9 protein-coding genes are annotated in these 13,962 nt (G+C 39.0%); 1 reads left to right on the top strand and 8 read right to left on the bottom strand.

The window, feature by feature from the left end; genetic code table 11:
* Positions 1-75 precede the first annotated feature (75 nt).
* The 3 genes from X781_RS06765 to pnp all read right to left on the bottom strand — a co-directional run bounded on the left by X781_RS06765 (position 76) and on the right by pnp (position 5,239).
* Complete coding sequence (locus tag X781_RS06765; protein WP_025236133.1) at positions 76-1,890, bottom strand: DEAD/DEAH box helicase; 1,815 nt, start codon at positions 1,888-1,890, stop codon at positions 76-78.
* 198 nt (positions 1,891-2,088) lie between these two features.
* A complete protein-coding gene (gene nlpI, locus X781_RS06760) occupies positions 2,089-3,006 on the bottom strand; it encodes a lipoprotein NlpI (protein WP_025236132.1) in 918 nt (305 codons plus the stop codon).
* An 82-nt stretch (positions 3,007-3,088) separates the two neighbouring features.
* Positions 3,089-5,239 carry a polyribonucleotide nucleotidyltransferase gene (gene pnp / locus X781_RS06755; protein WP_025236131.1) on the bottom strand — a complete coding sequence of 717 codons (2,151 nt, stop codon included), beginning with the start codon at positions 5,237-5,239 and terminating at the stop codon, positions 3,089-3,091.
* Positions 5,240-5,542: 303 nt separating this feature from the next.
* On the opposite strand from pnp, the gene parC reads away from it, so the two are divergent.
* Entirely contained in the window at positions 5,543-7,789 is a 2,247-nt protein-coding gene (parC, locus tag X781_RS06750) for a DNA topoisomerase IV subunit A (protein WP_025236130.1), read from the top strand.
* A 101-nt stretch (positions 7,790-7,890) separates the two neighbouring features.
* Here the strand turns inward: parC and X781_RS06745 are convergent, their stop codons facing one another.
* The 5 genes from X781_RS06745 to X781_RS06725 all read right to left on the bottom strand — a co-directional run bounded on the left by X781_RS06745 (position 7,891) and on the right by X781_RS06725 (position 13,912).
* Positions 7,891-9,486 carry an FGGY-family carbohydrate kinase gene (locus X781_RS06745; protein WP_025236129.1) on the bottom strand — a complete coding sequence of 532 codons (1,596 nt, stop codon included), beginning with the start codon at positions 9,484-9,486 and terminating at the stop codon, positions 7,891-7,893.
* Between the two features lie 12 nt (positions 9,487-9,498).
* Positions 9,499-10,332 (bottom strand): ABC transporter permease, encoded by an 834-nt coding sequence (locus X781_RS06740; protein ID WP_235068736.1) that lies wholly within the window; start codon positions 10,330-10,332, stop codon positions 9,499-9,501.
* Between the two features lie 119 nt (positions 10,333-10,451).
* Positions 10,452-11,411 (bottom strand): ABC transporter permease, encoded by a 960-nt coding sequence (locus X781_RS06735; protein WP_025236127.1) that lies wholly within the window; start codon positions 11,409-11,411, stop codon positions 10,452-10,454.
* On the bottom strand, positions 11,398-12,885 hold the full coding sequence (locus X781_RS06730) for a sugar ABC transporter ATP-binding protein (RefSeq protein WP_038643962.1): 1,488 nt from the start codon (positions 12,883-12,885) through the stop codon (positions 11,398-11,400). The genes X781_RS06735 and X781_RS06730 overlap by 14 nt, the downstream gene beginning before the upstream one ends.
* A gap of 52 nt (positions 12,886-12,937) precedes the next feature.
* Positions 12,938-13,912 (bottom strand): substrate-binding domain-containing protein, encoded by a 975-nt coding sequence (locus tag X781_RS06725; RefSeq protein WP_025236125.1) that lies wholly within the window; start codon positions 13,910-13,912, stop codon positions 12,938-12,940.
* Positions 13,913-13,962: the final 50 nt, after the last annotated feature.

Raw genomic sequence — 13,962 nt, 5'->3', positions numbered from 1 at the left:
AAAAATATAGAAAAAAGACCGCTTGTAAAATAGTGTAATATGAAAAATGCCCTATTGACTAGGGCATTTTGTTAATTAATCACGGCGACCACGCTTTTCGCTAAAGCGTTTTTCTTTAAAGCCACCTTTACGGTCTTTACTAAAACCGCCATCACGGCGACCGCCTCTATCATTGCGATCACGACGCTCACCTTTGCCACGACCACCATCAAACGGGCTAGCATTGCTTGCACTGTTTGCCGGTCCTAATAAGCTCATTTGCATTGGTTTACTTAACACACGAGCTTTACTAGCAAAGTGTTGCACTAAATTTTTTGGCATACCTTGTGGTAATTCAATAGTCGAGTAGGTATCGTGTAACTTGATATGCCCGATATAACGGCTGCTGATATCGCCTTCATTTGCAATCGCACCTACGATATGGCGTACTTCCACTCCATCTTCACGACCAAGTTCGATACGATATAAATCCATTGCCATACCGCTACCTTGACGTTCCTCACGACCAGTTCTACGGTCGTTTCTGTCATTACGATCACGTCCACGTTCTGAGCGAGCGGCACGAACGACAGGGTCCGGTGGAAGAATGAGTTTTTGTTTTTCTTGCAATAACATCATCATTGCTGCTGCTAGTTCTTCGTGATCTTGGTCTGCTGTGAATAAATCTTCCAGTAACTCACGATATTTTTCTAAATCGTGATGTTCTAATTGTTTAGAAATACGGGCTTTGAATTTCTCACGGCGTTTTTCCATTAATACTTCGTGGTTTGGAATTGCCACTTCATTAATCGGTTTTTTGATTAGGTTTTCAATGTTGCGTAATAAACGACGTTCACGAGGCTCAACAAATAATAATGCACGACCTGAACGACCGGCACGACCGGTACGACCGATACGGTGAACGTAAGATTCTTCTTCAAGTGGAATATCGTAGTTGATAACTAAACTAATGCGTTCAATATCAATACCACGAGCAGCAACATCAGTTGCAACTAAAATGTCTAAACGACCTGAACGAAGTTTTTCTAAAGTTTGCTCACGGGCTTGTTGAGTCATATCGCCGTTTAAGGCAGCGGTACGGTAGCCGTTACGTTCACATAATTCGGTAATGTCGATAGTGCCTGTTTTGGTACGGGTAAAGATAATTGCCGCATCAAACTCTTCCACTTCTAAGAAACGTAATAACGCATCATTTTTGCGGAAACCGTTTACTAACCAGTAACTTTGCTCGATATCCGGAGCAGAGCGTTCAGTCGCTTTAATTTTGACCTCTTGCGGATCTTTCATAAAGCGGCGGGTAATACGACGAATCGGTTCCGGCATTGTAGCTGAGAATAGGGCAGTTTGATGATCTTCCGGTAATTCAGCCATTATGGTTTCAACATCGTCAATAAAGCCCATACGGAGCATTTCATCCGCTTCGTCTAATACGATAAATTTCAATTCAGATAAATCCAATGTGCCACGACGAATATGATCAAGAATACGCCCTGGCGTTCCTACAACGACTTGTGAGCCTTGTTTTAATGCTCGAAGTTGAATGTCGTAACGTTGTCCACCATAAATAGTAACTACACGAGTACCTTTGAGATTTTTCGCAAATTGTTCACAGGCATCAGCCACTTGGATTGCCAATTCACGAGTAGGTGCCATCACTAACATTTGTGGATGGCGTTGTGTTGGATCGATTTGAGCTAATAGAGGTAAAGAGAACGCTGCTGTTTTTCCACTTCCGGTTTGTGCCATTCCAAGCACATCTCGACCGGCTAATAAATGAGGGATACATTCTTGTTGGATTGGTGAAGGGTTTACAAAGCCCATATCGTTCACAGCATCAAGAATAGATTGAGGTAAGCCTAAGTCGGCAAAGGTTAAAGATTCAGTTGTCATAAAAAACCATTTAGTTGGGAATGGCAGAGAACAGAAAATAAAGGCTATTTCCTGTTGCCGCATTCAATAAAAAAATTATATTGTTGAGATTAGGAAGAAACGAAATAACAAAGCGTAATGCTCTAAAAATCCCCTGAGTATAAGCGGTTATTTTTGTAAGTTTTTTTGCAAAATTAACCGCTTGTCTGTCCTATTTCCCTATTCAACAATGGGAGATGTTTGAGTCATACCACGAATTTGTGATAGTTCAAACAGGGCAAAACGATACTCAACGAAGTTAAACACTTGATTTGCTAAAGCAAGGCGGAAAAGGCTGATTGCCTCATCTTTATGATCTAATTTGAGTTGTTGTTTTGCTAAATAGAAATACGTTTCTGTTAGTATTTCCGCATATTGCGAGCTATTTTCTTTAGCTTCACTATCCATTATAGCACGAAGTTGAGCTAAATTTAGCTTGCCTAAAAAATAATTTACAATATTTGTTCCCCAATAATCGGGAGAAAGGGCATTAGCTCTTTTTTGTAAATTATTTTTAGCCTCTGTTGGCGTAAGTTCCAGCTCATTAAAATAGAGCCATAACACGCGATAAGGGTCTTTTTTATCTTCTTCGTAAAAACGTAATAAATCACGCTGAGCTTCAGAATAACGACCACTATAATAGAATGCCAAACCACGATTTAGATAAGTATAACTATATTCGTTATCTAACTCTAATACGGCATTAAAGGCATCAATTGAGCTGTCGTAATCGCCTTCAAGTAGAAGGTATAATCCCATATAGTTATAAGCTGCTGCCATTCGTTGATTAATCGAAATCGCTTGAGCAAAATCATAACGGGCTAGAGACCACAATCCCAAACTATCGTAAATAACCCCTCTTTCAAAATAGAGGTCTGCTTGTTCAGAGGGCGTTAATGGAGCTTCTTCCAATACTTGGCTGAGCCTTACCATCATTGCTTCTTGTTCAAAACGAAGTTGGGGATTAAGTTCTGCTAATGCTAAGTTCTTTATTGAGACTAAATCAGAATAACGACCAGTGCAACCTGTTAGCACGAGAACAGAAACTAAATTAAGTAAAAAGAAACGGATTCGAAACAACTTAAACAGTTGTACCATCACTGCCTATCCTTATTAAGGAACACTAAAAAACTGAATAACGGATAGTATTGTATCCGTTATTCGCCTTTATAATCCAGAACTAGATATTTTCTTGTTCTGTTGCTACAACCTCTTCAGATACAGTTTCTTCTGCATTCACTTCTGAATTTGTGCTGTTAAGATCTTTCATTGTTAAGCGGATGCGACCTTGACGGTCGATCTCTACCACCTTCACTTGTACTTCTTGACCAACTTGCAGGTAATCCGCTACACGCTCTACACGCTCGTTAGTAATTTGTGAAATGTGAACTAAGCCCTCTTTACCGCCTAAAATTGACACAAATGCACCGAAATCAACAACACGGGTTACTTTACCGTTGTAGATTTGGTTTACTTCCACTTCTGCTACAATTTCTTCGATACGAGCCATTACTGCTTTCGCTGCGTTGCCGTCAGTTGCGGCAATTTTCACTGTACCGTCATCATCAATATCAATTGAAGTATTGGTTTCTTCAGTTAATGCACGGATAGTTGCACCACCTTTACCAATTACATCTTTGATTTTCTTCGGATCGATCTTCATCGTGTGAATACGTGGAGCGTAGTCAGAAATATCTGAGCGTGGAGCAGGAATTGCTTGTTCCATTACGCTTAAAATGTGCATACGAGCACCTTTTGCTTGGTTTAACGCAATTTGCATAATTTCCGGTGTGATACCTTCAATTTTAATATCCATTTGTAGTGCCGTAACACCATTGCGAGTACCGGCTACTTTGAAGTCCATATCGCCTAAGTGGTCTTCATCACCTAAGATATCTGAAAGAACCACGAATTTATCATCTTCTTTCACTAAGCCCATTGCGATACCTGCAACAGCTGCTTTAATTGGCACGCCAGCATCCATTAACGCAAGAGATGCACCACAAACAGATGCCATTGAAGATGAACCGTTTGATTCAGTGATTTCAGAAACTACACGTACTACATACGGGAACTCTTCAGCGGTTGGCATTACCGCTAACACACCACGTTTTGCTAAACGACCGTGCCCGATTTCACGGCGTTTTGGTGAACCGATACGACCTGTTTCACCCACAGAGAATGGAGGGAAGTTGTAGTGGAATAAGAAACGGTCTGATTTTTCACCCGTTAATTCATCGATGATTTGAGCATCGCGTTCTGTACCAAGCGTTGCAACCGCTAATGCTTGAGTTTCGCCACGAGTGAAGATTGCAGAACCGTGAGTACGAGGTAATACGCCTGTACAAATATCTAACGCACGCACAGTATCTACCGTACGACCATCAATACGTGGTTCGCCTGCAATAATACGGCTACGCACTACAGAACTTTCTAATGAAGTAATAATATCAACGATAGCACCTTCGCTCACTGTTTCATCCTCAGCCGTTAATTGAGCTATTACTTCCGCTTTAATTGCATCAATTTGCTCGTAACGTGCTTGTTTTTCAGTAATGCGATAAGCATCGCCAATGCGGCTTTCTGCTAAGGCTTTCACTTTATTGATTAAATCAGTATTTGGTTGTGGAGCAACCCAATCCCAACGTGGTTTGCCAGCTTCTTTTACGAATTCTTTGATGTTCTCAATCACTACTTGTTGTTGCTGATGACCGAATACTACCGCTGAAAGCATTTGCTCTTCAGTTAAAATGTCCGCTTCAGATTCCACCATTAATACGGCTTTATCTGTACCTGCAACCACTAAATCTAAACGGCTGATTTTTTGTTCTGATGTGGTTGGGTTTAACACGAATTGATCGTTAATGAAACCGACACGAGCTGCACCGATAGGACCGTTGAACGGCACTCCTGATAATGATAATGCTGCTGATGCACCAATCATTGCCACTAAGTCCGGGCTGATTTGTGGGTTTACCGAAACCACAGTTGCAATCACTTGGATTTCATTGAAGAAACCTTCTGGGAATAGTGGACGAACAGGGCGGTCGATTAAACGAGCAACTAAAGTTTCGCCTTCAGATGGACGACCTTCACGTTTGAAGAAACCACCCGGGATGCGACCTGCCGCGTAAGTACGCTCTTGGTAATCCACTGTTAATGGGAAGAAATCTTGACCTTCTTTCACATCTTTTTTAGCCACTACAGTCACGAATACTGTAGTGTCGTCCATACTTGCCATTACGGCTGCGGTTGCTTGACGTGCGATAGCACCTGTTTCTAATGTTACGGTATGCTGACCGTATTTAAATTGTTTAACAATTGGAGTCATTCTGTTTTCCTTTTTAAGAATTTACTATTATTTTCGTTTTATTTTTCTAAATTGCGACTAGCAAAAAAACTCTCAAACACCAAAAGAATTTTTGATAGCCGCCTCTCAATATAAAAAATAAAACTTGTCTATTGTACAGAAGTTTTCATAAAAAATCGCCTATTTTTTGCTTATGCAAGCGGTTATTTTTTGATGATTTTTTGCAAAATGATAAACAAAAATGACCGCTTGCGTTTCAAGCTAGACTAAAATCGTTAAATCGTAGAAAATAACGCTCATTTTTCCAATAAGAATAAATCAGAAATGACGACTGAAATCAATTACGAAGGCATTGAACAGATGCCGATTAAGCGTTTTACCGAAGATGCTTACCTCAATTATTCAATGTATGTAATTATGGACAGGGCATTGCCGTTTATCGGTGATGGCTTAAAACCTGTGCAACGCCGTATCATCTATGCAATGTCGGAATTAGGCTTAAACGCCTCGGCAAAATATAAAAAATCCGCTAGAACGGTGGGGGATGTGTTAGGTAAATTCCACCCACACGGCGACAGTGCTTGTTATGAAGCAATGGTGTTAATGGCTCAGCCGTTCTCTTACCGCTATCCATTGGTTGATGGACAAGGGAACTGGGGGGCACCGGATGACCCAAAATCCTTCGCCGCAATGCGTTATACCGAATCTAAGCTCTCAAAAATTGCTGAAGTATTGTTAGGCGAATTGGGGCAAGGAACAGTTGATTATCAGCCGAATTTTGATGGTTCGATTGAAGAGCCAAAGTATTTACCCGCCCGTTTGCCACATATTTTGCTCAACGGCACGATGGGGATTGCGGTGGGAATGGCAACGGATATTCCGCCACATAATATCAACGAACTTGCTGATGCAAGCGTAATGCTATTGGATAATCCGAAAGCCACATTAGACGACATTCTGACTGTGGTACAAGGACCGGATTACCCGACTGAGGCGGAAATTATCACGCCAAAAGCAGAAATTGCGAAAATGTATGAGCAAGGTCGTGGTTCGATTAAAATGCGTGCAGTGTGGAAAAAAGAAGAGGGCGAAATTGTGATTTCCGCTTTACCACACCAAGCCTCGCCATCAAAGATTATTGAGCAAATTGCCACCCAAATGCGAAATAAAAAACTGCCGATGGTGGACGATATTCGTGATGAATCTGATCACGAAAACCCAATCCGTTTGGTAATTGTGCCACGCTCAAATCGCATTGATTTTGATTCCTTAATGGGTCATCTTTTTGCGACGACCGATTTGGAAAAAAGTTATCGAGTCAATATGAATATGATTGGCTTAGACGGCAAACCGGCAGTAAAAAATTTACTGACGATTTTAACCGAATGGCTCACATTCCGCCGCACAACGGTAACTCGTCGCTTAAATTATCGTTTGGATAAAATTTTAAGCCGTTTGCATATTTTAGACGGTTTGATGATCGCTTTTTTGAATATTGATGAGGTGATTGAGATTATCCGTAACGAAGATGAACCGAAAGCGGAATTAATGGCACGCTTTAATTTAACCGATATTCAAGCCGAAGCGATTTTAAACCTCCGCTTACGCCATTTGGCAAAATTGGAAGAACACCAATTACAAGCGGAAAAATCAGAGCTTGAAAAAGAGCGTGATGAACTGCAACTGATTTTAGGCTCGGAACGCCGTTTAAACAGCTTAATCAAAAAAGAGATTCAGGCAGATGCGAAAACCTTCGCCAGCCCTCGTCGTTCGCCATTAGTGGAGCGTGCGGAATCGAAAGCAATTGCCGAAAGTGATTTAACCCCAACTGAAGATGTAACGGTGATCCTCTCGGAAAAAGGCTGGGTACGTTGTGCCAAAGGACACGATATTGAGGTGGAAGGCTTAAGCTACCGTGCAGGAGATGGTTATCTCGCCCACGCTCGAGGCAGAAGTAATCAACCGGTGGTTTTTTTAGACAGCACAGGGCGAGCTTATGCGTTAGATCCGACTTCATTACCATCGGCACGTTCACAGGGTGAACCACTGACAGGCAAAATCACCTTACCTGAAGGGGCAACCATTCAGCAAGTGCTAATGGCAAATTCAGACACCAAAGTGCTAATGGCATCGGATTCGGGCTACGGCTTTATCTGTACTTTTGAAGATCTGGTTTCTCGCAACAAAGCAGGGAAAGCGGTCATTTCTTTAACAGAAAATGCAAAAGTGCTGCCGCCGCAATTATTGGAAAACGATGAAAATTTATCGCTTGTAGCGATGAGTAATGTCGGCAGAATGTTGGTGTTCCCTGTTAGCGAATTACCTGAATTATCGAAAGGTAAAGGCAATAAAATCATCAATATTTCCGCAGCAGCGGCAAAATCAGGTGATGAATATTTGGCTCGTTTATTGGTTATCAAGCCTACACAATCTCTCGTGTTTGTTTCCGGCAAACGCAAAATTACGCTCAAACCAAGCGATATCGACAACTACCGCGGTGAACGTGCAAGAAAAGGATCGCAATTAGTGCGAGGTTTAAGCACAAATTCCACTGTGGAAATTGTCGATTAAGCAACAAGCGGTTGTTTTTTTGAGAAAATTTGCAATAGCTTGTATAAATAAAAAACCGTTTGGATAGTTTATTCAAACGGTTTTTATATTTGGGGTAAATACTAAGGTATATTTAGATAGAGTGCTTTCTCCACTACAGAAATCCCTCTTTTATATCGTTGCATAAACTGTTCATATCCTTCGCTCATCGTTTTATCAGGTTGAATGAGATTGAGTTGAGTGGTATTGAATATACACTTATCCAAATATTGCTCTAATGTTTGTTTGTCAGAGTATGTTAAGAAATTAGCCAACAATGCAATCCCCCAAGCTCCTCCGTTTGATGCTGTGCTGGCTGTTGCAAGTGGTATATTGAGTGCTGAAGCTAGAATTTTCTGTGCAACTCCCTCTGTTTTAAAAATACCACCGTGTCCTAATATACGGGAAATTTCTACTTTTTCTTGGTTAATGAGAATATCCATCCCCAATTTCATCGCCCCAAAAGCAGTGTAAAGGTGGGCTCTCATAAAATTAGCTAAGTTAAAATTGGCTTTCGTTGGGTGTAGGAACATAGGGCAACCTTCAGATAAACCGACATTATGTTCCCCAGAGTGAAAACCATAGGAAAGTAGCCCACCGCAATCGGCATCACCTTGTAGCGAATGTAAGAACAGTATTTCATATAATTCTTCTGTACACACATGGATTCCAAATGTATCCAAACACTCCCCGAATAAATTAACCCAAGCATTAATATCAGATGTACAGTTATTGGCGTGTGCCATTGCGACTAATTTTCCTGCTGGTGTAGTCACGATATCTAATTCTGGATAAACTTTTGACAGCATTTTTTCTAGCACAATCATTGCAAATGCAGACGTTCCTGCTGAAATATTTCCCGTTTTTTCTTTAATACAATTAGTTGCAATCATACCTGTACCCGCATCTCCCTCAGGAGGACATAGCGGGATTCCTGCTTGTAAATTACCACTTGGATCAAGTAATTTTGCACCTTGTTCAGTTAATCTGCCTGCTGATTCACCGGCAACCAACACTTTTGGTAAGATTGTATTCAGCTGCCAAGGCATATTAAATTGAGAAATGTATTGTGCAAATTGGGCAAGCATCTTTTTGTTGTAGGAGTGAGAATCTGTATCAATCGGAAACATTCCTGAAGCATCGCCAATTCCCAAGACTTTTTCTCCAGTGAGTTGCCAGTGAACATAACCAGATAATGTCGTGATATGATCAACCTCCTTTAAATGTGGTTCATTGTTTAATAGGGCTTGATACAAATGAGCAATACTCCAACGCTGGGAAATCGGATATTGGAAAAGCTCTGTTAATTTTTCAGATGCTTCTAAGGTAATATTATTTCGCCAAGTTCTAAATGGAACGAGCTGTTTTCCTTGTTTATCAAAAGGCAAATAACCATGCATCATTGCACTAATGCCTAACCCTTTCGCTGAACGAATAATTGCATGGTATTTTTCTTTTACGGTTTTAGCTAAATCACTATATGCTGCTTGGAGTTTCTCCCAAACTTCATCTTGATGATATGTCCAAATGCCATCAATCAGTCTGTTTTCCCAGTCGGCTCCTCCGGTAGCGAGTATTGTTCCTTCGGTACTAATTAATACCGCTTTTATACGGGTTGAGCCTAATTCAATACCAATGACTATATTGCCTTGTTCAATTAGTTGTTTCTCATTTTGCATAATTTACTCCTGTTAACGTTTTAATAGGAAAATATGATTTTTTTGTAAGAAGATAAATAGTAACAATAAACTGCCCCACAAGATCATTGTGATGTAACTACTAATACCAAGCATATTTAAGCCACTTTCAATGACTTGAAGTAAGACAAGAGCTAACATAATACCTATTAATTTCCCTTTACCACCATCTGGATTTATTCCGCCTAGTACAGTAGCAAGAATAGAGATTAGTAAGTAAGAATCGCCGTAAGAGGCTTTGGCTGAATTAAGTTTTGACATCATTAAAATAGCAGCGAATACACAAAGTACAGATGAGATTATATAGACCCAAATGAGTACTTTTTTCGTATTAATACCTGAGTAATAGGTCGCTTTTTCATTATTACCAATGAAATAGATTGCCTTGCCAATAGATGTTTTTTCTAGGAAGAACCATATCCCCCCTGCAAGCGATAAGAATATTAAAATAGGAGTAGGAATCCATAAAAATGTAGATGCACTAATATTTAAAATACTGTCAGAGAAGTTTGCAATTGTAGATCCATTTGTTACTAATATATTAATACCATTGATTAATGTCATTGTCCCTAATGTAGCGAGAATCGGAGAAACTCGAATAATGGCGATAAGTGTTCCATTGAGCAAACCGATCACTAATGCACAGAAGAGGCTCAATATAATCGACATAAATAGCCAAGAAATACCGGTGTACTGAGTAATAAAATAAGCGATAATGAGTGAGCAAGCATTCATACTGGCAATAATAGAAAGATTTATTCCACCTGTTAGCATCGGTAATGCCATTGCAAGCGTTAAAATTCCTAAGACGGGAATTTGAGATGCCATTGACTGAAAATTACTGATAGACCAAAAGATATCCGGAATTAAAAGACTAAAAGCAATCACAGCAATAGCAAAAAGAGCCAATAGATAAAAAATAGTATGATCAATTTTTCTTTTCATCGTTATACTCCTTGTTTTTTAAATTGCCCTAATGCAGTAGCACTAATACTTAATATAATAATGATACCGGTAATGATTGTTTGCCAATAAGAAGAAACATTCATTAAATTTAAGCCATTTTGAATGATTGCTAGCAGCATTACTCCCATAACTGTTCCTAATAATGTTCCTTTACCTCCAGATAAGCTAGCTCCACCTAAAACGACAGCTGCAAGTACGGTTAACTCATAACCGAGTAGCGAATCAGGAGCAACGGATTGTACGGTATAAGATTGTACAACTCCTGCTATTCCAGCCATAAACCCCATATAACCATAAGCAAATAAATGCAGAGATAGAATATTAAACCCAATTCGAGATGTAGCATCTTGATTCCCACCAAGTGCATAAATTTTTCTACCGATAGTTAATTTACGGGTAATTAACCACGTCAATAATACAGATGAAATAGCCATAATTGCTTGGAATGAGATACCGAACTCAAATCCATCTTGAGAGGTTTGTTTGAAAAATAGGCGTTCTTGTATAAACCATTCAGGATAGTCGTATAACCATACTCCTTTCGTGAAATAGAGTAGCCCCCCATAAAAGATATTCAATGTTGAAATTGTAATAATAATGGAAGGTACACTCAGCTTATTAACAAACAGGGCATTAACAAAACCTAACAGAATCCCAATGAAAGATGAGATAGCGAACACACCTAAAAAGCCAATATCATATTTTCCTATTATTGTTACCATAACATATTGCGAAATAATAGTTATGGCAGGAAAAGAAATATCAATACCTCCTGAAATAAGGACAACAAATAACCCACAAGCTAAAATCATTAGCATTGAGTAATTATTGACCACATCATAGATGTTTTCTATGGTCGCAAAGTCATTGGTAAAAAGTGTAAGCAAAACGACTAAAGCGAATATAGTTGCAGAAAGGATATAATTATTAGTGATTTTCATAGATGACCTCCGCAATCAATTTTTCTGTTGCATTAATAGGTAGAATTTTGTCCAATATCTTGCCTTTTTTCATTACAAGAACCCTATGACTGTTGTAATATGCCTCTTCTACTTCATCGGTAACAAAAATAACTGCAATACCTTTCTGTGCTAATGATTTAATGATATTGAATATACCTTCTTTATTAGCAATATCTACGCCAATAGTTGGGGCATCTAAAATAATAATTTTAGGATCAATCGCTAACCATTTAGCAATGGAAACCCGTTGAGCATTACCCCCTGAAAGGGTATTTACTGGCAAATCTGAATCAGCTACTTTAATTTTTAGTGAGTCAATGAGCTCTTGACTATGTTGATACGCCGTTGAAGATTTAATAATATTAAGTCCACCACAGATCTTATGAAAAATAGTAGATATGATATTGTGATGAATGGACTCTGCCATAATTAATCCGGTTGTCATTCTATCTTCTGACACATAAGCAATCCCATTTTTGATAGCATCACGATTTGTTTTAAAAATGACTTTTTTTCCATTTAATAATATTTCGCCGGATTTAGGCTGAGTAATCCCGAATAAGCTAAGGCATAATTCCGTACGTCCTGAACCCAGTAAACCGGTTAAAGCAATAATTTCCCCTTCTCGTAATGCAAAATTTATATTTTCATATTGACGAGGTAATGTTAAGTTACGTACTTCTAGTACTGTTTTTCTTTGCGAAAAATCGGGCAAATCTAACCGCTTGTATTCGATTTCTAATCCGGTCATTAAGAATCCTAAACGTTTCTCATCCATTTCACTGATAGGATATTGACCAACTATATTGCCATTTTTAAGTACTAAAACGGTATCAGAGACACTCATTACTTCTTGTAATTTATGACTGACAAAAATAATACTAATGCCTTTACTTTTTAACTTTAGTACAACTTTTAGCAGATCTTGTACTTCTTTCGCCGTAAGAGATGCTGTTGGCTCATCCATAATCAATAGGCGAGCGTTTTGTGCCAATGCACGACATATAGCAACTAATTGTTGCTGTGCAATGGGTAAATCTTCTAAAACTGCATTAAGATCTAAATCAGCATTAATACTCTGAACCGCATTTAAAGCGACCTTTTGAATCTCTTCCTGACTTACCCAGCTAAACTTGCGGTGTAAATTTATCGCTATATTTTCTGCGACTGTTAAATTAGGAAATAGAGCCAGATCTTGATAGATAACTTGAATCCCTTTTTCAATAGATTCTTGGGGAGTTAATTTAGAATATGTGGTCGCACCGATTTGGATTTTAGCTCCTTTATCAGGTTGATAAACACCTGATAGGATTTTGATTAGCGTGGATTTTCCACAACCGTTTTGACCGGCAAGGCAGAGAGCTTCTCCATAGTCTAAAGAGAGGTTTACTTGATTTAATGCCTTTATACCGTGGAATGTCTTACTGATATTCTGCATGGAAATAAATGCCATAATGCCTCCTCAGAGAAATATGGGTTCATAAAGAACCCATATTTATCGTAGATTAATATAAGTTGTCGATATTATCTTTAGTCACTTTAAGTACATTGTGGAATTGGAGTAATTTTTTCTCTGCATCCACTTTAGCTTTACCAACATTAGGGATTTCTAAGCCGTCTTCAATTTTTTCACCTTTTAACACTTTTGCTGCAATAGCGGCAAGGGCATAACCTGCATTAGCTGGGTCATAAGTGATTCCCATTGTAATATCACCACTTTTAATTAAATTAGCAGCTTGAGATGGGATCATCATACCGAAAACATTCAATTTATTTTTCAAGCGTTTTTCTTTGACAGCTAAACCTGCACCAATAGGACCTTGAGAACCGAAAGATACTACTGCTTTTAAATCAGAGTGAGCTTTTACTAAGTCAATCGTTGTACGGCGAGCATCATTGATATTTTCTGCAACCGGCATTCTACTGGTAACTTCAAACATATCTGGATAATGTTCTTTTTGGTATTTCACAAATAAATCTGCCCATAAATTATGTTGAGGTACGGTTAAACCACCTACATAAATCACATATCCGCCTTTACCGCCCATTGCTTTGGCAACTTCTTCAACATAATCTGCCGCAAACTGAGCATTATCAATAATTTCAATATCCCAATCTGCACTTGGTTGACCTACAGATTCATTTGTTAAAACGACAATGCCATTTTGTTTTGCTTTTTTCAGCACCGGTTCTAAGGCATTTGCATCATTTGGAACGATAGAGATTGCACTCACTTTTTTGGCAATTAAGTCTTCAATTAATTTCACTTGCTGTGGAGCATCCGTATTTGACGGACCAACTTGGTAGGCGTTAATGTTATTGTCTTTACCTGCTTGAACGACGCCTTCAGCCATACGGTTAAACCAAGGCATACCATCAATTTTAGAAATATTGACCATATCATTCGCCAGAGCTGAACTATAGCAGCTTAATGCTAAGATTCCGGAAAATAATGCGTGTTTTAATGTTGGTTTTTTCATTGTTCTTCCCTCATAAATTAAGAAGTCATTACGTTGTACACCTGCTCCAA

It is taken from the genome of Mannheimia sp. USDA-ARS-USMARC-1261 (assembly GCF_000521605.1).
Taxonomy (GTDB): Bacteria; Pseudomonadota; Gammaproteobacteria; order Enterobacterales; family Pasteurellaceae; genus Mannheimia; species Mannheimia indoligenes.
Note: the sequence above shows the minus strand (reverse complement) of the source record. Positions and strands in the feature narration are given on the sequence as shown.

What these genes read in the sequence shown, in the direction of transcription:
- X781_RS06765 (WP_025236133.1), bottom strand. Translation starts at nt 1,890, where the DNA reads ATGACAACTGAATCTTTAACCTTTGCCGACTTAGGCTTACCTCAATCT.
- nlpI (WP_025236132.1), bottom strand. Translation starts at nt 3,006, where the DNA reads ATGGTACAACTGTTTAAGTTGTTTCGAATCCGTTTCTTTTTACTTAAT.
- pnp (WP_025236131.1), bottom strand. Translation starts at nt 5,239, where the DNA reads ATGACTCCAATTGTTAAACAATTTAAATACGGTCAGCATACCGTAACA.
- parC (WP_025236130.1), top strand. Translation starts at nt 5,543, where the DNA reads ATGACGACTGAAATCAATTACGAAGGCATTGAACAGATGCCGATTAAG.
- X781_RS06745 (WP_025236129.1), bottom strand. Translation starts at nt 9,486, where the DNA reads ATGCAAAATGAGAAACAACTAATTGAACAAGGCAATATAGTCATTGGT.
- X781_RS06740 (WP_235068736.1), bottom strand. Translation starts at nt 10,332, where the DNA reads ATGGCATCTCAAATTCCCGTCTTAGGAATTTTAACGCTTGCAATGGCA.
- X781_RS06735 (WP_025236127.1), bottom strand. Translation starts at nt 11,411, where the DNA reads ATGAAAATCACTAATAATTATATCCTTTCTGCAACTATATTCGCTTTA.
- X781_RS06730 (WP_038643962.1), bottom strand. Translation starts at nt 12,885, where the DNA reads ATGGCATTTATTTCCATGCAGAATATCAGTAAGACATTCCACGGTATA.
- X781_RS06725 (WP_025236125.1), bottom strand. Translation starts at nt 13,912, where the DNA reads ATGAAAAAACCAACATTAAAACACGCATTATTTTCCGGAATCTTAGCA.